The organism is Serratia sp. CY82433, from assembly GCF_052166535.1.
Taxonomy (GTDB): Bacteria; Pseudomonadota; Gammaproteobacteria; order Enterobacterales; family Enterobacteriaceae; genus Serratia; species Serratia sarumanii.
Window position 1 is genome coordinate 2700693 of the sequence record NZ_JBJNOR010000001.1, and the last position, 18492, is coordinate 2719184.

The 18492-nt window shown below is 59.0% G+C and carries 17 protein-coding genes; 7 read left to right on the top strand and 10 right to left on the bottom strand.

Translation table 11 applies throughout. The features are described 5' to 3' along the window. Window positions 1–173: 173 nt before the first annotated feature. The 3 genes from ACJ8PI_RS13055 (at window position 174) to dsdC (ending at window position 3455) form a co-directional block, all read left to right on the top strand. On the top strand, window positions 174–1670 hold the full coding sequence (locus ACJ8PI_RS13055) for a PAS domain S-box protein (protein WP_164134487.1): 1497 nt from the start codon (window positions 174–176) through the stop codon (window positions 1668–1670). 134 nt (window positions 1671–1804) lie between these two features. After that, window positions 1805–2056: a CsbD family protein gene (locus ACJ8PI_RS13060; RefSeq protein ID WP_033648096.1), complete on the top strand. Its 252-nt coding sequence runs from the start codon at window positions 1805–1807 to the stop codon at window positions 2054–2056. Window positions 2057–2525: 469 nt separating this feature from the next. Beyond that, window positions 2526–3455: a DNA-binding transcriptional regulator DsdC gene (gene dsdC, locus ACJ8PI_RS13065; RefSeq protein ID WP_164134486.1), complete on the top strand. Its 930-nt coding sequence runs from the start codon at window positions 2526–2528 to the stop codon at window positions 3453–3455. 11 nt (window positions 3456–3466) lie between these two features. On the opposite strand, the gene ACJ8PI_RS13070 is transcribed toward dsdC, so the two are convergent. Then, window positions 3467–3769 carry a hypothetical protein gene (locus tag ACJ8PI_RS13070; RefSeq protein ID WP_041036126.1) on the bottom strand — a complete coding sequence of 101 codons (303 nt, stop codon included), beginning with the start codon at window positions 3767–3769 and terminating at the stop codon, window positions 3467–3469. A 213-nt stretch (window positions 3770–3982) separates the two neighbouring features. Further along, window positions 3983–4273 carry a hypothetical protein gene (locus tag ACJ8PI_RS13075; RefSeq protein WP_164134485.1) on the bottom strand — a complete coding sequence of 97 codons (291 nt, stop codon included), beginning with the start codon at window positions 4271–4273 and terminating at the stop codon, window positions 3983–3985. 396 nt (window positions 4274–4669) lie between these two features. Here ACJ8PI_RS13075 and ACJ8PI_RS13080 point away from each other — a divergent pair, with 396 nt between their 5' ends. Continuing rightward, window positions 4670–5821: a porin gene (locus ACJ8PI_RS13080; RefSeq protein ID WP_164134484.1), complete on the top strand. Its 1152-nt coding sequence runs from the start codon at window positions 4670–4672 to the stop codon at window positions 5819–5821. Window positions 5822–5877: 56 nt separating this feature from the next. On the opposite strand, the gene mltB is transcribed toward ACJ8PI_RS13080, so the two are convergent. Then, window positions 5878–6966, bottom strand: a complete 1089-nt coding sequence (mltB, locus tag ACJ8PI_RS13085; RefSeq protein WP_033648101.1) for a lytic murein transglycosylase B — start codon at window positions 6964–6966, stop codon at window positions 5878–5880. A 279-nt stretch (window positions 6967–7245) separates the two neighbouring features. Between mltB and ACJ8PI_RS13090 the strand changes: the two genes are divergently transcribed. Further along, a complete protein-coding gene (locus ACJ8PI_RS13090) occupies window positions 7246–7701 on the top strand; it encodes a DUF805 domain-containing protein (RefSeq protein ID WP_060427592.1) in 456 nt (151 codons plus the stop codon). On the opposite strand, the gene pgaD is transcribed toward ACJ8PI_RS13090, so the two are convergent. The 4 genes from pgaD to pgaA are packed head-to-tail and all read right to left on the bottom strand — an operon-like array spanning window position 7698 to window position 13939. Next, entirely contained in the window at window positions 7698–8138 is a 441-nt protein-coding gene (gene pgaD, locus ACJ8PI_RS13095) for a poly-beta-1,6-N-acetyl-D-glucosamine biosynthesis protein PgaD (protein WP_015378639.1), read from the bottom strand. The two genes, ACJ8PI_RS13090 and pgaD, sit on opposite strands and share 4 nt — an antisense overlap. After that, window positions 8135–9469: a poly-beta-1,6-N-acetyl-D-glucosamine synthase gene (gene pgaC, locus ACJ8PI_RS13100; protein ID WP_033653713.1), complete on the bottom strand. Its 1335-nt coding sequence runs from the start codon at window positions 9467–9469 to the stop codon at window positions 8135–8137. The genes pgaD and pgaC overlap by 4 nt, the downstream gene beginning before the upstream one ends. Further along, window positions 9466–11472: a poly-beta-1,6-N-acetyl-D-glucosamine N-deacetylase PgaB gene (pgaB, locus tag ACJ8PI_RS13105; RefSeq protein WP_033653711.1), complete on the bottom strand. Its 2007-nt coding sequence runs from the start codon at window positions 11470–11472 to the stop codon at window positions 9466–9468. The genes pgaC and pgaB overlap by 4 nt, the downstream gene beginning before the upstream one ends. Window positions 11473–11482: 10 nt before the next feature. Next, window positions 11483–13939 carry a poly-beta-1,6 N-acetyl-D-glucosamine export porin PgaA gene (pgaA, locus tag ACJ8PI_RS13110; RefSeq protein ID WP_072271461.1) on the bottom strand — a complete coding sequence of 819 codons (2457 nt, stop codon included), beginning with the start codon at window positions 13937–13939 and terminating at the stop codon, window positions 11483–11485. Between the two features lie 581 nt (window positions 13940–14520). On the opposite strand from pgaA, the gene ACJ8PI_RS13115 reads away from it, so the two are divergent. After that, on the top strand, window positions 14521–14958 hold the full coding sequence (locus ACJ8PI_RS13115) for an antitoxin HicB (RefSeq protein WP_033648105.1): 438 nt from the start codon (window positions 14521–14523) through the stop codon (window positions 14956–14958). Window positions 14959–15516: 558 nt separating this feature from the next. Here the strand turns inward: ACJ8PI_RS13115 and ACJ8PI_RS13120 are convergent. Then, on the bottom strand, window positions 15517–16044 hold the full coding sequence (locus ACJ8PI_RS13120; RefSeq protein WP_103799102.1) for a DUF2778 domain-containing protein: 528 nt from the start codon (window positions 16042–16044) through the stop codon (window positions 15517–15519). 399 nt (window positions 16045–16443) lie between these two features. Between ACJ8PI_RS13120 and ypdK the strand changes: the two genes are divergently transcribed. Then, window positions 16444–16518 carry a membrane protein YpdK gene (gene ypdK, locus ACJ8PI_RS13125; RefSeq protein WP_099782600.1) on the top strand — a complete coding sequence of 25 codons (75 nt, stop codon included), beginning with the start codon at window positions 16444–16446 and terminating at the stop codon, window positions 16516–16518. Between the two features lie 66 nt (window positions 16519–16584). On the opposite strand, the gene ACJ8PI_RS13130 is transcribed toward ypdK, so the two are convergent. Together ACJ8PI_RS13130 and alaC are read right to left on the bottom strand one after the other, a co-directional pair. Beyond that, window positions 16585–17109 (bottom strand): cytochrome b, encoded by a 525-nt coding sequence (locus tag ACJ8PI_RS13130; RefSeq protein ID WP_103772930.1) that lies wholly within the window; start codon window positions 17107–17109, stop codon window positions 16585–16587. Between the two features lie 110 nt (window positions 17110–17219). Then, entirely contained in the window at window positions 17220–18449 is a 1230-nt protein-coding gene (alaC, locus tag ACJ8PI_RS13135; protein WP_039564884.1) for an alanine transaminase, read from the bottom strand. Between the last annotated feature and the right edge of the window lie 43 nt (window positions 18450–18492).

Here is an 18492-nt window from a genome sequence, read left to right on the forward strand (position 1 = left end):
CAGACAGATGCAGTCTGCCGCGCGGCGTCGTCGGCCGTCCCGGTTCATTTGCGCCAGAATGACTAGTGCATTCACACCCTGCGAATACGCACGTTATGCACTAAGCTGCTCAGCGAGTAGCGTAACCCGCGGCCCCGGTCAGAGGCCGCTCCCTTCTGTCTAGCGGAGAACACATGAGCCAATCCGTCCTGGCCAGCGAAACCCACCGCGGCCACCTGCAGCAAATCATCTCCGGCTTGTCCGACGGCGTGATCCTGACGGATACCGATCGAACGCTGCTCTGGGCCAACGAGGCCGCGTTGGCCATGCATGGCGTGAGTCATCAGAAAGCTCTGGGGGCCAATGCCGGCGAGTACGCGGCGCGTTTTGCCCTGCGCTATCGCAACAATCATCCGCTGGCTTTGGAACAGTATCCGCTGAACCGGGTTGCCGATGGCGAGACCTTCGCCGATGTGGTGGTGGAGGTTCGGCAGGCCGACGATCCGGACAGCTTCTGGGTGCACCGCCTGCGGAGCCTGATTATCACCGATGCGCAGGGGCAGCCGGAGCTGCTGGCGCTGATCCTAAGCGACGCGACGGAGTGGGCCAGCGCCGAACAGCGCTTTGAAAAAACCTTCAACGCCAATCCGGCGCCGGCGGTCATTTGTCGGCTAAGCGACCTGCGCTACGTCAAGGTCAACCAGGGGTTCCTCGATATGACCGGTTACCAGCGTGAACAGGTCATGGGCCGTTCGGTTTATGAACTCGACGTTTTGGAACAGGCGGAGCACAAAGATCTGGCGATACAGCGCCTGGGGGAAGGCGCCACCATTCCACAAATGGAGGCCGAGCTGAAACTGCCCGGTGGCGGAAGCAAGCTGGTGGTGGTTGCCGGCCAACCGCTGGACATCAATGAAGACGACTGCATGCTGTTCACTTTTACCGATCTCGAACCCCGGCGCCAGGCGGAATCGGCGCTGCGGGAAAGTGAAGAGCGGTTCGCCAAGGCATTTCGCCTGAGCCCGGTGCCGACGTTGTTGTGTACGGCGCACGAGCGGCGCGTGCTGGACGTCAACGAAGCCTTCACCCGCACCACCGAGTACGACGCCGAAGCCTTGATCGGCAAGACGATCGATGAGATCCCGTTTATTGACGATCCCGAGGCGAACCGCCGTTTGTTTGCCGCGCTGGAAAAAAGCGGCAACGTCGAAGGGCTGGACATCCGGGTGCGCAAGAAAGGGAGCGAGTCGATCGACTGCGTGGCCTCGGCGGATGCCGTCAGCATCCACAATGCGCCCTGCTACCTGCTGGTGCTCATGGACATTACCGAACGCAAACGCTCGGAGCTGGAGCTGGTCAGCGCCATCGAAGAAGTGATGCAGGACGCCTCCTGGTTCAGCCAAACCCTGATTGAAAAACTGGCCCACGTGAAAAGCATCAACCGGCCCGACCAGGCCGGATTGACCGCCAGCGATCTCACGCCGCGCGAGCGCGATGTGCTGGAATTGATTTGCGAGGGGCTGCCGGACAAGAAAATCGCGGCGCGTCTCAATCTGGCGCTCAACACCATTCGCAACCATGTCGCGACGGTCTATTCCAAGCTTGGCGTGCACAGCCGCAGCGAAGCCATCGTCTGGGCCAGAGAACGCGGGCTGTTTACCGGCGGGCTGGCCGCCAGGAACGGCAAGTAGCCTGCAAATGCACTATCCGCGCCGATGCAAACGCCCCTTATAGGCTCAAAGTGAAGTGCATAACATGGAGGTGCAAATGCAGGCTTTCGCCCTGTGCGGAAGCCAAACGGATCGAACCTTAGGAGCGCATCACAATGAACAGCGAAAAAGCCAATGGCATGATGGAAAAAGTGGCGGGCAAGGCGCAGGAAATGGCGGGCGACGTCACCGGAAACCCACGTTTGCAGGCCGAAGGCGCCACGCGCTATGCAGCGGGCGCGCTGCAAGAAAAATACGGCGACGCCCTGAGCTGCGCCGGCAGCATGATGAAGAAAAACCCCCTCGCCGCATTAGCCCTCATTGCCGGCGCTGGCCTGTTGACCGGCCTGCTGCTGCGCCGCCGTTGATACGCGCCGGCGAGCAAACCGCTTTTCCCTGAACGCCGCGCCCGGTTAACGACAACCGGGCGCGGTGCCATCGGCCAACGGGCAATGCCGTGCGGGCATATGGCCTTATCGATTTATTCATCCGTTACGCCGACAATGATGATTAACGGCTATTCAGCGACATCGGGTTATTATGGCGAAACGGCGATATCCCTCATGGAATAGGCGGCATTATTTTTCATACCGTCGCACGCCGCCTTTACTCACTGCTTAACGACAGCCATTTTATTTTCCTCGCGTATTCCTGATTTTTATCGTCTTCTCAACCCAAACCCCTCGGCGGTTATTTACGGTCTTGGTGCAATAAATCGGTTTACCCTCAACATCATTAAAACCATCAGGTTAAAATTCGACTCCATTCGTCAACCTGGGTTTATCCTCCTCTCCATTAAATGTTAAGATCGCTGTATTGCGCGCACGGAGAAATAGCATGTTCCCCACTAAAAAACATTCACAGCGGGCCACCCCGCTGACCAGCTATCAATTTTCCCGGCTGCATACTTTCGAATGCGTCGCCCGTCATTTATCTTTTGCGCTGGCGGCGCAAGAATTGTCGATCACCCCCAGCGCCGTAAGCCACCGCATTAATTTGCTCGAAAAGGAGTTGGGTTTTCTGCTATTCCAGCGCTTTCATCGCAGAATTACCCTGACGCCGGAGGGCGAGCGCATGCAATGGGCGCTGGACAGCTCCTTCAACACGCTGAATCAGGAAATTCTGGACATCAAGAATCGCGAGCTGACGGGCACCCTGACTCTCTACTCGCATCCGTCTCTGGTGCAATGCCTGCTGCTGCCGCGCATCGGCGACTTTATCGCCCAGCACCCCACCATTCACCTCAACATTCTGACCGGGCAAGAGATCATCAACCTGGCCAACCGCGGCGTGGACTTGGCGATGTACTTCGGCAAACTGCCCTCGGGGCGGCATCTGGACGAGGCCTTTATGCAGGAATCGATGGTGCCGATCTGTACGCCGCAGTACGCCGCCGCACATAGCCTGTACGATGCGCCGGAAAATTTGGCCCACTGCACGCTGCTGCACGATCGCTACAACTCCGGCGAAGACGAGTGGCAAACCTGGTCGCAACACTTTGCGCTGGGGCTGGATACCGACAGCAAAAGCATGGAGTTCGACCGTTCCGATCTCGCGGTGCTGGCCGCCACGCGACACCTTGGCGTCGCCATGGGGCGGCTCAATCTGGTGCAGGACTGGATCAAAAGCGGCAAGCTGATCATTCCGTTCACCGACATGACCGTGCCCTGCGAGCACTGCTATTTTACCTCGACCATCTCCGAGCGGCAGTGGCCGAAAATCCTCGCGTTTAAGCAGTGGATCATGAAAATCGCCCCTCTGGTCTGATGGCCGGAGGGCTAGCGCATTATTTTAGGGGAATAAGAAAAATTCAGCGCGCAGGCGTAGAGCCGGCCGGCCTTTGAATAAGAGATATATTTGCGGTTTTTATCCCAGGCCAGCAGGGAGTTATTGGCAAAATAATAAACCTCCAATTGCATCCCATTAGCCAACCTCGACCAGCCTCGGCTTCGTATCACGGTAAAATCACCGTTATCGCCGAGCGTAATCAGCGGCACGCCCCAGGCATAGCGGGATATTTGCAGCTGAATAATGAATTGGCTTTCGCAGCTTATTTGGTAGTTCTGTACATCAACATCCATAATTTATATTTTTGGTGCCACCCTTCGATAAAAATAAATAAGATAAGAACAACTCACCACGCTTAACACCAGCGCGATCAGCAAACAGGCGCACAGCGTGGCGCGATCCCAGGTGAAGCGCTGGCCGCGGCGGCAGCCCTGCCGTCGATTCCGATTCTCGCATTCATAATAGGGTTCTCGCCGCCGCGAGAATAATAACAGGCTACCGTCGCGTTATTCTTTGTACACCACGATTTCCTGATAAAGCTTAATCACCTCACCATCGCTGTCGACGGAGTCGGTATATTCGGTTTGCTGCGCCAAATGAATCACCTTCCATCCTTTGCGTGCTAATTCGGGGATCGTCAGGCGCCCCACGCCGCGGCAGGAAAACAGGGTATCGTCAGACAACCTGAGCTTGCTAACCTCTGCATAATCATAGGTTTGAGAATGGCAAACGTGCGACTCCGCCGCCATCGCCGGCAGTGAAAACAGCCCCACTAACAACATTAACAGGTTTCTCATGGCGACCTCCCAATCGCTTATTCATGCCGGCCGATTACGCAGACAAAGGCTGACGTTAATACGCCGGCGAAAGGCTCGAATTAATTCTCTCTTGCACGGCTGAAATTACAGGCTGGCGCCGGTGACTGACAAATGAAAAATATAAACCTTGGCGTTAGATGAATTCATCCGAATCGCCAGACATGCGCAACGGCCCTTTTCACCGCACGAAATGGTTAAAAACCGGTCGATAATTAGCAAGAAAAGTAATTCTTTATGTCACTGTTTATGTTACAAATGCCGCCCGCCGCTAACACACCAAAAAAACCGTCAAAATGCGTGAAAACGCAGCGTTCTGCGCAAAACATCGGCATGGCGGCGCTGATGGGGCGGTCATACATAAAACAGGGATAACACATGGCAATCAAATTGCGCGTATTGACTCAAGCGGTGGCGCTGGGTCTGGCGATCGGCAGCGCGTCGTTCGCCGCTCAGGCGGAAATCACCCTGCTGAAGCAGGATCCGCAGGCCGGCGATCCGCTCAGCCGCCTGAACTTCACCGTTGGCGGCAGCATCCGTCCACAGTTCAACAACATGACGGGCGACGGCGACAAGGGCTCCTACAAGCGTAACGGCTTCGACGGCGGCACCCGCTTCCGTTTCGCGGCGGACTACTACCTGTTCGACGATATCAGCTGGATCAGCTACTACGAGCTGGGCGTGAACATTCCGGCGCTGTTCGACTGGGATCACCACTATGCCGACGGCGCGAGAAACACCAGCCGCCGCATGCTGTACACCGGCCTGAAAAGCAACACCTGGGGCCAAATGACCTTCGGCCAGCAGAACAGCGTTTACTATGACGTGGTGGGCGCCAAGACCGATATCTGGGACTACGACATGCTGGCCCAGGCGCCGGGCAACGGCATCAACGGCGACTACGACGGCTCTTACCGTTCACGCAAGATGCTGAAGTACAAGAACCGCTTCGGCGATGCGGACGTTTATGCCTCGTACCTGTTCAGCGACAGCGACTACCTGCCGGGCAACGGCCTGCGCTATAAGCGCAAAGGCGGCGGCTCACTGGGCGTGGATTACCACATCACGCAGGATCTGACCTGGGGCACCGCCTGGAACTACACCCGCGCCGAAATGCGCAATCCGTCCACCAGCGGCAGCAAGAGCTACGATCAGAACATCGTCGGCACCGCCCTCAGCTGGAAACCGGACAACTGGACGCTGACTTTCGGCGGCGGTTACTACCACGACTTCCTGACCACCAAGAAAGCCGACATCAACAATTACTTCGCCGGCGATGCCTGGGGTATCGAATACCTGGCCGGTTATACCGTGCCGGTGGGCCAGTACGCGGTGAAATCGGTAATGCCGTACTTTATGGGCGATCGCCTGGAATACGTCACCGGCCGCAACTACCAGCGCATCGACAACGGCCTTGGGGTTACCGTGCAGTTTGACTACGGCTTCCGCGTTGACGTAGAGCACGTGCTGACATCGAGCACCGACAACCTCGGCGATATGACCGTGGTGCGTCTACGCTACGATTTCTGATTGTTCCGCACGTAAAAAAGGCCGCGCAAGCGGCCTTTTTCGTTATTGAAGCAGCGTCAGAAGCCGCCGCGCGCCGAGCGCCCTACCGCTTCGCCCAGCTGCCATACCGCCATGGCGTAGTGGGTGCTGTGGTTATAGCGGGTGATGACGTAGAAGTTCGGCAGGCCGTACCAATACTGGTAGCCGGTGCCGACGTCCAGCCGCAGCAGGCTGGCTTCCTGATTGTCGCCGAGCGAACCCTGCGGGCTTAGGCCGGCTTCCGCCAGCGCAGCGACCGAGTAGCGGGTCTTGAAGCCGTTTTCCAATCCCGGCGCCTGGCCGTTGGCCTGAATCGCGACCGGCTCGCCTTTGGACCAACCGTGCGCCTTGAAGTAATTGGCCACGCTGCCGATGGCATCGACCGGATCCCACAGGTTGATATGACCATCGCCGTTGAAGTCGACCGCATAGCTCTTGAAGGAAGACGGCATGAACTGCCCATAGCCCATCGCGCCGGCGAAGGAGCCGCGCAGTTCGAGCGGATCGTCGCCCTCGGTGCGCGACATCAGCAGGAAGGTTTCCAGCTCGCCGGCGAAGTAATCGGCGCGGCGCGGGTAGTTGAAGGCCAGCGTCGCCAGCGCATCGATAATGCGGGTTTTACCCATTACGCGGCCCCAGCGGGTCTCCACGCCGATAATCCCCACGATGATCTCCGGCGGCACGCCGTACACCTGCCAGGCCCGCTGCAGCGCATCCTGATATTGATTCCAGAACACCACGCCGTTTTGCACGTTATCCGGCGTGATGAACTTGTTGCGGTAGCGCAGCCAGGAACCGTTCGGGCCGGTAGGCCCCTGGGTAGACGGTTTCGGCGCCTGCCTGTCCATCAGCCGCAGCACCGAATCCAGGCGCCGAGCCTGCGCCAGCACGTCGTGCAGCTGCTGTCGATCAAAGCCGTGTTCCCGCACCATCTTATCGATAAAGCGTGCGGTATTCGGGTTATTGGCGAAATCTCCACCCAGCGGCGCGCCGCTGTGCGCTGGGCTCAGCAAAAAGCCGCCCTTTACCGGGGTGCCCTGCGGCGTAGCGGTGGTACTGGGTTTCGGCGTGCTGCTACAGGCAGCAAGCAAGGTAATCAGCGGTAAAAGCGCAACCAGGTGACGCATCGGATATCCATATAGCCATGCAAGAGATAAGTGGGAGTTATGTTAATGCATTGTTCAACGCGAACAAACAGGATTATGCCGCCAATTACCACGCCAGGTAGCCAAACGTGCCAAATTGTGACGTTTTGCACGGTGAAAGGACGCCCGGTGCGGCCGCGCGGAATCTCAACCGCGACTAAATGAGAAAAATTATCACCTTGACGCCCCCTTTTACCCCGATAAAATGCCCGGCTGCTTGCCACCCGGCTATCGCCGCAATGATCACGACAATGGACTGTGATGGAATCTCTCGGACAACTCGCCAAAGACCTGTACCGTGGGCGCATCTCGCGCAAACCCTTTATTTTCTCGCTGGCGATCTTCGCCGTTGGCATCGTGCTGCTGTCGTTTCTGTCGACCTATCTGGACAAAAACCATTTTCGCGCCCATGCGCACAGCGATACCGAGGAATTCGTCTCGGTGCTGCTGTATCTGCTGTGCATTATGGTTTGGGCACTGTTCTGTTTCGGCCTGGTGGCGTGGTTCATGGCCAAAACCGCGTTTCGGCTCAACGATATCGGCCTGCCCGGCTGGGCGCTGGCCGCAGCGTGCTATGTTTGCTCGGTGCTCAACAACTACTCCCCCGGCCCGGTGGCGCGCTGGCTGCCGCTTTTCAGCCTGGCCGTCATGATCTGCGCTCTGCTGTTGCCGCCGGGCGGGCTGCGCCGCAGGCCGGACGGCAACGCTGACGACTAACGCAGCTGCACCACCTTGTTCGCGGCCGGTTCGGCCGCCGTCAGCCTACCGCTGACCTGGCTGATGCCGCCGCCGCTGTTATGGGACACCACGGCGATCGGCAAACGCCGCAGCTGCCGGGTCAGCTCGGGCGTGATATAGCCGATGTGGGTGTTCTGTTGCTGTTTCCGCCAGCGGTCGGCCGCCCTGCGACGGGAGAAATACTGGTTGTATTTGGCCCAGGCGATCAGCGTGACGGCATTGAACAACGCCACAATGATGTACAGCGAGATCACTTCCAGCAGCGACAGGGCGGAGCCCACCCCGTGCTGATCCATCACCGACATCAGGCCGCGGCTGAACAGATAAAGGAAGCCGCACCAGGCGAAAAGCGTCAGCAGGCTGTCTACCACGCGCGGCAACAGGCCGCGTTCGGAATAAATCAGGACGTCCGTCATTCTTTGATCCTCCCAATGCCCCGGTCGGGGCTGATCCAGCGCGCACGCCCGCGCCGAGCTTTCAACATCACTTTGGAAAACGCCACCAGCGTGGTCAGCAGGCTGAGCAGCCAATACACCAGCGGATACCAGATGATCCAGAACAGCGAGCGGCCGAAGCCCTTCTCATAGCGCTTCTCCAGCAGCAGGCTGACGGTGAACTGCAGCAGGCACACCACGCCCAGCACCAGGCCGGTAAACGCCGGCGTCAGCAACGAGTGAATGCGGATGCCCTCCGGTAGCGGCACCGCCAGCCCGACCAGGAAAATCAGCACGCTGACCAGGTAAGTGAACGCCCACAACGTGGAGAGGCAATACTCGGCGAACAGCAGCCACATATGCCGGTGCTCCCAGGCCCACAGGTTGCGCAGATTCTTTAAAAACACCTCGGCGCCGCCCTGCGCCCAGCGCAGGCGCTGCTTCCACAGCCCGCGCAGGGTCTCCGGCATCAGGATCCAGCACAACGCCCGCGGTTCGAAGAAGATAGCCCAGTGCTTGAGCTGCAGTTTCCAGCTGATGTCAATGTCTTCGGTGATCATGTCCTGGCTCCAGTAACCGACATCGGTAAGCGCTTGCTTACGAAACGCGGCCACCACGCCGGAGATGGTGAACAGGCGGCCATAAACGCGCTGCGTGCGCTTGATAAGGCCGATGATCGATGAAAACTCACCGACCTGGATGCGGCCGATCAGCGTGGAGCGCGTGCGGATGCGCGGGTTGCCGGTCACCGCGCCGACGTGCGGATTGGCCAACAGCGGCGCCACCAAATAGGCCGCCGCATCGCGATCCAGCAGCGCATCGCCGTCGATGCACACCAGATACTCGCTGCGCGCCGCCGCCGCGCCCGCCTGCAGCGCGATCGCTTTGCCCTGATTTTGCGCCAGATGGATCACCCGCAGCCGGGGGAACTCCAGCGTCAACTGATCCAGCACCTCGGCGGTGTCATCGCTGGAGCCGTCGTTGATGGCGATCACTTCGATATTTTCATAGCGCTGCGCCATCGCCGCCGAAATGGTTTCACGCGCGTTCAACCCTTCGTTGAAACAGGGGATCAGCACGCTGATCGACGGGTTGCCCGGCAGCACCGGCGCGGGCATGTCCGGGCTCCAGCGCCAGTGGCGCTCGCGGTGCAGCCAGAAATAGATGCCACCGGCGATCCAGATACCGGACATGAACAGCGGCCAGAAAAACACGAAGTTGAGCAGCACTTCGCCGGTAAACAGCAGGACGATGCCGAAAGGCACGCTCAACACCAGACACAGGATGAATAAGGCAATTAAACGATCGGTCATGGCAGTGGGAACCAGGCTGAGGACAACACCGGGCGAACGGCATCCAGCTTAGGCCGATCGTCGAGGAAGTTGTCGGGGTAATAACCAAAGCTCTGAGCGCCATTGCGCTGCAGGCGACGCATCCATTCGGCCAGCAGTTGACCGTCATCCAGGCTGATCCGGCGCTCCTTGCGCCAGTCGACGGCCTGCAACTCAAACACCGTTTTATCGAGCGCGCCGGGGTAAGCGGCCACTTTGCCCACCAGTTGATCCAGCCAGCGGCCGCTGTCGGCGCGCGGCACGTTTTCCATCAGCGGCATCGCCATCGGCGCCACCCAGTCGTAGGCCTGCAGGAAATCCGCCAGATTCTGGCCAAACCAGGCTTCGCTGGCGGGATCGAGCACCGGCATCGCATAGATGTTGCGCGCGGTTTGCACCTGCGGGCCGCGGATCGCCCGCACCCGCTCGGTCAGCGACTGGGTAAATTCGATCAGCGCCCGGCTCTTGAAGCGCGTCCAGCGCGCCATCGCCTGCGGATCCTGGCGTATCGCCGCCACCGAATCGGCGAAGCCGGCCTGGCGGTAGGCAGCAGCGGCGTCGGGGCCGGCATCTTCGAAGTCCGACAGCAGGGCATCGTCGTGGAACAGGATCCCTTTGAAGGTGGCGTGAGCCGCCAGATCCTCGTAGATCTCACCGATGCGCTGGCGCGCCACCGGGCTGAACGGGGACAGGCGGCGGTACTGCTTGTCGTCTACCGACAACTGCCCGTTTTGCGGATCGAGGCGCTGTACGCGCGGCACGTCAGATCCCAGCTCGAACGCCAACACCGGCATCCAGGCATACACGGCCACGCCGGTGCGCGAAGAGAGCTGCCAGGAGACCCGGTTGAACAGGTCGGCCTTCATCGGCAGCCAGCGGTTGGGGAAATAGAGCTCGCGCACGTTGCCGTCGCCTTTTGGATCGGCGAACGCCTGCAGGAAAACGGTATTGATGCGCAGGTCGTAGATGCGCTGGATCAGCTTGTCGAGGTTTTTGGCCTGCTGCTGCGGATCGGGATCGTAAAGGTAGTCGAGATCGACGTGCGCCACCCGCATGATCTGCCGGTTCTGTATCTGCGTCAGCTGCTGGGCGAAGCTCGTCAGCGACGGGTTGCCGGCCACCAGCATGCGCGGCACGTTCTCAGGCGCGTTGACGTCTGCCAGCCCGTTCTCCAGCGTCAGCGCCATGCGGTAACCGTGCTTGCGCGCGATGTCCAGCGCCACGCCGCCGGCCGCGCCGTACGGCCAGACCCAGACGCGCGGCGCCTTGCCGGTGGCGGCGGTGATGCGCTGGGTGATCAACGCCACGTCCTTCTCGATGCGTTGGCGATATTCCGCCTCGCTTTCGTAACGGCCCTGTTTGGCGTCATACAACCGATTGGCAACCGCCGGTTCGGTATTGCCCTGCGGGTTGGCGATGCCGCCGTAATGCGAAGCGTAGGTGTGCGCGCCGATCTCCACCAAGCCGGAGTCCGACACTTCCCGCACCTGCTGCCAGGTGAGGAAGCGATCGCGCGGCGTCATCAGGCCGCCGAAATCGACCGGCTTGTCGGCCGGCGCATCCAGCCAGACGCCGACCGGCGCCAGCACCGCCGGCCAGTTGTAGGCCTTCAGCAGCGGGAAGACCCGGCTGTAGAAGCTGCGGTAGCCGTCGTCGAAGGTCAGCAGCACCGCCTTGTTCGGCAACGCCGGGCCGCCGTTTTGCGCCTGCAGGATCTGCTCGACCGACACCGGCTGGTAGCCGTTTTGCTTCAGCCAGGCGAACTGTTCATTGAGCGCGCTGGTGCGCACCGACATGTAGCGCTGGTCCGCCGCGCCGTCTTCCACGTCGTGATACGCCAGCACCGCGTAACGGTTGGCCGGCCACGGGCGTTCCATCGGCCCCACGGGCCGCTCCGCCGGCGGCGTGAAGCGCGGCACGTCCGCCTGGCTGCAGGCGGTGGTCAGCAACGCGGCCAACACGAAAAGCGAAGATCGAATAAGCATGATTATTCCTTTAAAAACGATAATTCAGATCAAACGTCACGCCGATGTTCCGCTCGCGCTTGCCGTCGTAAGGATGCTTCTCAAACTGCAGCATCGCGCCGGCGTCCAGCACCCCGTTCCAGCTGATGCGCTGGCCGTAACCCAGTTGGGTGATCGGCTTGCGCGCATAGTCCCGCTGCCAATAGCTGCCGGCACCGGCCTGGAACTGCTGGCTCCACTCGGTCTGATAATGGCGATACAGGGTGTGATCGAGCGTTAACGACGGCAGCAGCGTGAAGTCGCGCTTCGGGTTGTAATACGGCACGTTCTCCTGGCTGTTGCGGCTGCCGGACAGCGTCAGGTTCATGTCCAGCCGATAACGGGCGCCGGCGAGCAGCCGTTGCCGCCCTTCCACGCCGTATTCCAGCCGGTTGTTGCCGTCCGAGAAGTGCGAAGGCGCCACGCTGGCGCGCAGCTCGCGGCTTTCGTTCTGCTGCCAACGCAGCCACAGGTTGCCGCCGTTGGCGCTGATGCCGTTGGTCAACGCGCGCAGCGGCGTCTCGGCCGACAGGCGCGCCACCGAACCGCCGAGGCGCCATTGATCATTCAGGTCATACCAGGATGAAAGTCGCAGGCCGAGCTCATTGCCGTGGCCGTAGTTGCGGTTGGCCACCTCGGCTTCCAGCCACAGATCGCGCGAGCGCCACTCGGCGCCGGCGCTGAGATCGCGGTTGATGCCCTTGCCCTCGTCGAACTGGCCGGTGTTGAATCCCCAGCCGGTGAACAGCCGCCAGTTGTCGTCGATCGGCGGTGAATAGAGCGCAGCGTGAATGCCGAAATCGTGGCTGCCGCTGACCGGCCCGTCGGAATCGATGCCCTGATTGCCGCTGATGCGCAGTTCAGACATGTGGTGAATGCGGCGCGAACGCTCGAGCTGCTGAGCGGCGACGCTTTCCGGCGCGCGTTGGATGACGTCGTCGGCCAGCAAATCCAGCTGCCGCCACTCCTGCAATTCCTGCGCGACATAGCCCTGCTGGATCTCCAACGGCAGGCTGCGCGGCTCCAGCCCTTCCACCTGCTTCAACTCGTCCTCGGCGCGGCGCGGCCAGCCGCGCGCCAAATAAACGCTGGCCAATGAGATGCGCAGCCCCTGATTGCCCGGCGCCGTGCGCGCCAGATGGGTCAACTGCCGTTCGGCCTCGGCCAGATCGCGTTGATAAACCCGTGACTGCGCCAGCAGCGATTGGCCGACCAGCCAGTCATCGTTGTAGGCCAGCGTCGGCAGCTGGTACAGGCGGGTCGCGTAGGGATAGCGCTGGCTGACGCGCTGCGCCAGCAACGCCGCCCGATCGATGCGTTCGTCCTCCGCCTGCGCGTAAAACAGATCGGTTTCGTCTTCGGCGGTCACCGCCTGCGGCGCGGCGGCGTTCAAGCGGCTGAAAATGGCCTGCGCCTTGTCCGGCTGCTGCAGGTAGAGGTAGGCGGACGCCGCCCAGCGCTGGGCATAATCCGGCACCGTGCGCCCTTCCGCCTGCAAGGTTTGATACTCGCTCACCACATCGGCCATGCGATAACGCGCCAGCAGCGCGCCCAGGCGATCGATACGCGCCTGCTGGTAGCTGTCCTGCGCCTCCGGCAGCGGCCGCCACTGCGTCAGCAGTTGGTCATAGCGCGCCAGCGCGCGGTCGGCGATGACGAAGCGTTCCTGTTCGCCACGAGCATCGATAAACGACAGCCGCACCAGTTCGGCGGCTTCATCCGCCTGCAGGCGCCGCTGCTGCGCGGGCGGCAATGCCAGCCCCTGGCTTGCACGCAGCGCCGGATCCGCGACCCGGTTCGCCGCCAGCAGCGTCACGTAATAAGCCTGAATGCCGGCGTCGGACGGCGCCAGCGCACGGGCGCGGGTCACGTTTTCCAACGCCGCCCAGCTGCGGCCGGCGGCCTGATCCACATAGGCGCGCGTCAGATACCACGTCGCCGGTTCCAGTAACTTCTCCGCTTTGGCCGCTTCCGTTTGCGCCTGCGCATCCCGCCCGGCATCCGCCAGCGTCATCACGTAGCCACGCTGCAGGCCGCCGTCGGCGGGAGCGAGCTGCAACGCCGCCCGCCACAGGCGCAGCGATGGTTGCCACTGCTTAAGATTGCGGTAGGCGCGGGCCGCCGTCGCCAGGCTGGCGCTATCCCGCTGCAGCGCGGCGCCGTCGGCACGCCAGAGTGCGACCACCTCTTCGTCATGGCCGGCCCAACCGGCCACCTGGATATAATCGGCTCGCTGCTGCAGGCTCAACCCCTCGCGAGCGCGCCGCTGCGATAAATATGCCAGCACCGGCGCGGTATCGCCCGATCTGGCCTGACGAATCAGCGCGTCATAGCGTTCATCCGCCAGCGCGGCGGCCGGCAGGGATAAACCGATAAACAGCAATGACGCCGCATATTTGGTGACGTGGCGTTCGGTAAAGCGTAATGAACGCGAGTTAACTTTAGGCACGAGGTATTCCTTTAATCCGTGAGCTGCTGTCCTGGCAGAGCGCAAATGCGAGCAGGCACCCGAAAAGTCGGCTAGAGCCGTCGGGTAATAAGCATGGAGTAATGAATATTTCTGTCTGGCGCAGACATAAAGAGAATCGAATGCGCCTTTGCCTAAAAAGAGTATTTTATAAAGCTGCCGGTGAATACCGCAGCCAGGTGATATCTGCCTGAAACTGGAATTTCACAATTGTTAATAAGTGAAATAATAAAAATTAAACCACAACAAATCAAACACATGAACTTTTATCATGATCAATATTCTTATTTTCACCCTTCCGTGTGAAATTGTATAAAAACCGGCGTGATATTTGATTTTAATTCTCATTATCACCCATCAACAGGGATATTAATCCAAACACCCAATTAAATAATCTTTCTTCCCGGAAAAAATAATAAGAATATTGCTCACAAGGAAATTAAATTTGCCTGCTAATAATTATTACTTTCAATTTAAATTACCCCACGGCTGGGTTCATGCTGGCTATCTTGCGGGCATGCCGTCACAATAGCGCCTCATTCAGGCTTCAATCAGGGATTGCCATGTACAGCCACTACCCCGCCCATTACACCTTCGATCGCGACAGCGACGCCTGGCAGATCGGTTTTCACGACTTCCCCGAGTGGCAATCTGCCTGCTATAAACGCGAAGACATCGAGCTGGAAGCGCAGGAAAGCCTGCTGGCCGCCATCGCCGCCGCGATGGACGAAGGGCTGCCCCTGCCCGCCCCTTCCCCTGTGCAAACCGATGATCTGAGAGTACATCTGCCGGCGCTGGTGGCGCTGAAGATCGAGCTGCACAACGCCATGCTGCGCAAAAACACCGGCAAAGCGGCGCTGGCGCGCAAGCTGGGATTCAACGGCGGGCAAATGGAGCGGTTGCTGGATATCGGCTACGCCTCGAAGGTTGAGGCGTTGGAGCAGGCGCTGTATCTGCTGGGCTACGAAGTGCGCGTGACAATAAGCGAAGTTTGCCAATAGGTTAGCGGCAGGTAAGCGAAATATTATCCAACGGGGCTAAATTTTCCCCGTTTTGCGCCGATATGATCGCTACCTAATCACTTGTCGCAACAACGAAGGCTAAAAATGGAGTGGAGTCGCCGTCATATTTGGGCCGTTATTCTGCTGTCTTGTCTCGTTTTTTGGGTCATTTTGGCGACCGGCATCAACGCCGTCGCCTGAGCGCCTGCCGCCGCATTGCAATACCTAACGCTTAACATCGCCCATGACTGAGTGATTCAGCCATGGGCGATGAAACAAAACCCCGTGCAGGCCTAAAGTCCTAATATAAAAATATTATTTAATATCAATCAATTAACCCTAAGCCTTCTTTCAATAACACGAATGATTACTGGGCTGACTATAAGCGTAATAACCAAGCAGCCGATAAGTAGCGCTATACCTACAAACCCCTCAATATCGCGTTCACCGAACAAGTTTGCTGCTTTTATCCAAAATGCACGCTCCCCCTGAGTCGAGGGGTCTGAAGGCCTCGCAAGCAAAAATGTCAGTATATAAATGCCAGCCCCTATCAGAAGTTTAATCCCTATTGGGACACGTCTGCTTTCCATTAAGAATGACCTCAATCGTTCCATAAGACATCAGGCCGTTAACTAACCTGACTGGCCGGGTAGAGACTAATGCCTGACGAATAGCTAAAAAGTCAGTCCGATGCTGCAATGTAATACAGCCCAAAGAAATACCTAAAGGGCCTGATGGATGCAAACGGAAATTTCCCCGCTTTACCCCATTGATCCATGTATAGTCGTCGATTTTCCCATCTTCACGATAGAGGGCAAACCACTCATATTTGATAACCGGTGTCGATGTCGGCCACGAATAGAAATCACGAAGATCGGTTCTCAACATTCCTTTCCAGCCGCCCGTTAGCCTGTTGACGATGTGATAACGGCCCTGAGGGATTGGGCCATTGTCAGCAACAGCCACGCAACCGGCTTGGTTACGATATATTCCATTGCCCGAGTAAGCCAGAAAAGTGCCAACACCGTATATGAGTAAAGGGGAGAACTGAGCATTATTAACGATAAACTCTCCATGTAGCGGCATAGGTAAAACTCCTTTTTACCGTTCATTAGTATAAAATTCACACTAACACAAAAATCATCTACCGAAAAAGAATACCTGCGGCTATCGTGGGTCAGAAAGTTGGCCTAACCCGACTTAAAAAGCGTTATAAAACAGCCCTCACTGTGCAAAAAACAGCCAAAAATTGTGATCAAAAACACAGTATTGAAATCAGACCAGTATTGAGAGTACATTAGCGCCGATCCTGTCGCGGTTCGGATTTTACCTCACGGAGCATGAGGCGCGACAACCGGACAACCCGCGCTCGAGGACGTTGTTCTTTCGCTTGGAAGAATCCGCCCGACAAGCAGGTTGCCCATAAAATACTCAGCACAACAATCGGGATCATTGCTGGCGAGGACTCCAGACAGGAGTTGTTCAGTGAAATATTTTTTGATGGGCGTGTCATTCATGCTGGTTGCCTGGGTTGGCACCTTCATGTTGATGGTTGCCTGACAGCAGCCTGACCGGGAACACAGACAAAGGGACGCGCAAGCGTCCCTTTGGCGTTTCGGCTAGCGATCATTTGCCCGGCATCATGCGGCGCAGGGTGTCGTCCTTGCGCAGATAGTGATGATACAGCGCCGCCAGCGCATGCGCGCCAATGATAAAGTAGCCAACGTTTGCCAACGTCTCATGCACCGTTTTGACCAGCCGGCGCATCACCGGATCCGGCGTCACCCACTGCGGCACCGGCCAGCCCAGCAAAGACCACGATTTGCCGCCGTAGGCCAGGGTTAACATACCCAGCAGCGGCAACATCAGGAAGACCACGTACAGCAGCCAATGGAAGATCTTGGCGCCCACTTCCTGCCATTCCTCCAGCGGGGGCGTGATCGGCGGCGCAGCGCGGAAAGCGCGCACCGCCAACCGAATCAGCATCAGGGCAAAGACCGATACCCCGAAATTAAAGTGCAGATTTTTGACCACCGGCCCCCACGCCTCCGGCATCGAATCCTTCAGCAACATCGCCGAATAGGTGAGGATCACCAGCAGCAGCGTCAGCCAATGTAAAACGATTTGCGATCGCGCGTAGCGGTTACTCATACACTCAGTCCAAAAAATAAAACTCAGCGTAGTCGAGCATAATGGGGAAATAATGAAGAAAACCTTGGGACAGAAAAAATAAGGCCGGGCGAACGCCCGGCCTGACAGGATTATTTTGCGCTGCCGCCTTTCCCCGGCTTCAGCAGCCCATCCGCGCGGAACATCGCCTTGATGCCGCGCACCGCCTGGCGGATACGGTCCTGGTTCTCGATCAGCGCGAAGCGCACGTGGGTATCGCCGTAGTCGCCGAAGCCGATGCCCGGCGAGACGCAGACCTTGGCTTCCGCCAGCAGGCGTTTGGCGAACTCCAGCGAACCGAGGTGGGCATAAGGCTCGGGAATTTTCGCCCAGACGTACATCGACGCCTTCGGATTTTCCACCATCCAGCCGGCCTCGTGCAGCCCCTTCACCAACACGTTGCGGCGCTGCCGATACTGCTCGGCGATATCGCGCACGCACTGCTGATCGCCTTCCAGCGCGGCGATGGCCGCCACCTGCAGCGGCGTAAAGGTGCCGTAGTCGTGATAGCTCTTGATGCGCGCCAGCGCGCTGACCAGCTCGGGGTTGCCGACCATGAACCCGATGCGCCAGCCGGCCATGTTGTAGCTTTTCGACAGGGTGAAGAACTCCACCGCAATGTCTTTCGCCCCCGGCACCTGCATGATCGACGGCGCTTGCCAGCCGTCATAGACGATATCGGCATAGGCCAGATCGTGGATCACCAGCACGTTGTACTGCTTGGCCAGCGCCACCACCCGCTCGAAGAAATCCAGCTCCACGCACTGCGCGGTCGGGTTGGACGGGAAGCCGAGGATCATCATTTTCGGGCGCGGAATGGTTTCCCGAATGGCGCGCTCCAGCTCACCGAAGAAATCCACGCCGTCCACCAGCGGCACCGAACGCACCTGGGCGCCGGCGATCACCGCGCCGTAAATGTGGATCGGGTAGCTGGGGTTCGGCACCAGCACGGTATCGCCGTGATCGAGGGTCGCCAGCATCAGGTGCGCCAGCCCCTCTTTCGAACCGATAGTGACGATGGCTTCGCTTTCCGGATCGATGTCCACCTGATAACGATCGGCATACCAGCGCGAAATGGCGCGGCGCAGGCGCGGAATGCCGCGCGAGGTGGAATAACCGTGGGTGTCGTCGCGCTGGGCGACGGCGCACAGTTTTTCCACGATGTGCGGCGGCGTCGGGCCGTCGGGGTTACCCATGCTGAAGTCGATAATATCCTCGCCGCGACGGCGCGCGGCCATCTTCAGTTCGGCGGTGATGTTGAATACGTAAGGGGGAAGGCGTTCAATGCGCGTAAAACGGCGCTGTGGACTGTTATCAGCCATAGGGGATTCCTCGATAGACGTTAGCGCCCGGACCGTCCGAGCG